The 1592-nt window shown below is 45.9% G+C and carries 2 protein-coding genes; both read right to left on the reverse strand.

Annotated features, from left to right (window positions below):
• Positions 1-490 (reverse strand): restriction endonuclease subunit S (locus HMPREF1546_RS07770; RefSeq protein ID WP_021748365.1); only part of this gene is annotated, 490 nt, incomplete at its 3' end.
• A 10-nt stretch (positions 491-500) separates the two neighbouring features.
• Complete coding sequence (gene xerA / locus HMPREF1546_RS07775; protein WP_021748366.1) at positions 501-1487, reverse strand: site-specific tyrosine recombinase/integron integrase; 987 nt, start codon at positions 1485-1487, stop codon at positions 501-503.
• Positions 1488-1592: the final 105 nt, after the last annotated feature.

The following is a 1592-nucleotide window of genomic DNA, read 5'->3' on the forward strand; positions in this document are numbered from 1 at the left end:
CTAAATTATCGTTTATCTGTCGATTGACATCTATCTTCTGATCAAGCATATATAGGTATTCTACAATCCTCTTTTGCTCAACGAGAGTAGGTAGAGAGAGTGTTATGGCATTCAAGTTCGCTTGAGATAATTTTGGCTGAGCTGAACCGGTGACATATCCAGATAAGTCCATGCTGTTTATCAAATAGCAAAGGAATCGGGTGTCACTCTGTTCGTTTCCTTGCACAATATGTGCATGGTTGTTGACCCAAAATTGTCCGTCAACAACCTGCGCAATGTTCTGCTTTTTTGATTTTAGATTCTCACCATCCTCTGCAATTAGTAGATATGTACCATCATAGATATAATCATCAACATGGTCGATCACTCCTTGCGCACCATAATAACGAAACGTGCCTTGCCTTTTTTCGCGTTGTGCGCTGGAAAGAGGTATTCGTTTCTTGTCAAAGTTGATAGTCACTTCATCAAATCGGTATTTCTTGGTTTCCATATTTGCACTCCTAACCGATATATTTTCTATGTGCCAGCTTCACATTCTGTTGTTTCACCATTGCATAGTGCATGGTGGTGTCGATTTTCTGATGTCCTAAGAGCTGCTGGACTTGCTCTATGGGCATTCCTTTGTCTATGGCAGTAGTAGCCAGTGTCCGCCTGAACTTGTGAGGGTGAACCTTCGGGATATTCAGACGCTTTCCCAGCTCCCGAAGACGTGTCTCCACACCGCCGATCATCAGCCGGTCAAACGGGGCTTTTAGCGAAACGAACAATGCGGGATTTTCATCTGTTCTGCCCTCAAGATAGTTTTGAAGGTGAATCTTCGTCCTTGCATCGAAGTAGACCAGTCGTTCTTTATTGCCTTTGCCGACAACAACGCATTCGCGTTCGTTGAAGTTGATGTCTTCGCGGTTTAGCGTGACCAGCTCACCAACACGCATTCCAGAGGAAGACAGAATATCAATCATCGCCAAGTCTCGTGCCGTTGTGCAGTTGTCACGCATCAGCTCTAATGCTTCATCGGTGTAGGTGTCCTTGACCACCTTTGCAGTCTTGACTTTATGAATCCGGCGTACCGGACTTTTCACAATGAAATCCTCATCTTCAAGCCATGAGAAGAAGCTGGACAGGATCCGGCGGATGTTGTCTATGGTCACTTTGCTCGACCTACGCTGAATTTGATAGCTTGTCAAATAGCGGCGCAAATCATCTGTGGTGATCTGTTGTACAGCCTTTCCGACTCCGGCAATCAGAGCCTCAATCGTCTTCCGGTAGTAGCTCAGGGTTTTCTCCGAGCAGCCTTCGATCCGCTTTGCCGTGATAAATGCTTCGACTGCATCCGTCTCTTCTGCCGCTGGAATTGCGCTGCCATCATAGGTTATCGTTGCCCCTTCCAATGTCTCAGCCATTGCATCCCGAAGGTGCATGAGCTGTTCGTTGTTGAGATACGGCAGCATTTTTCGCTGTATCTCCGCGATAAGTTGTTCTGTCATTGTCGTGTCTCCTTTCGAGGTAAGAGAACGACATTCAGTGGCAGTCCCTTTTGTAAAACTCTCGCCACTGGTGAGAGTTATTAAGACGGTAAACGATAATTTAGC

It is taken from the genome of Oscillibacter sp. KLE 1745 (assembly GCF_000469445.2).
In the GTDB taxonomy this organism is placed as follows: domain Bacteria; phylum Bacillota; class Clostridia; order Oscillospirales; family Oscillospiraceae; genus Oscillibacter; species Oscillibacter welbionis.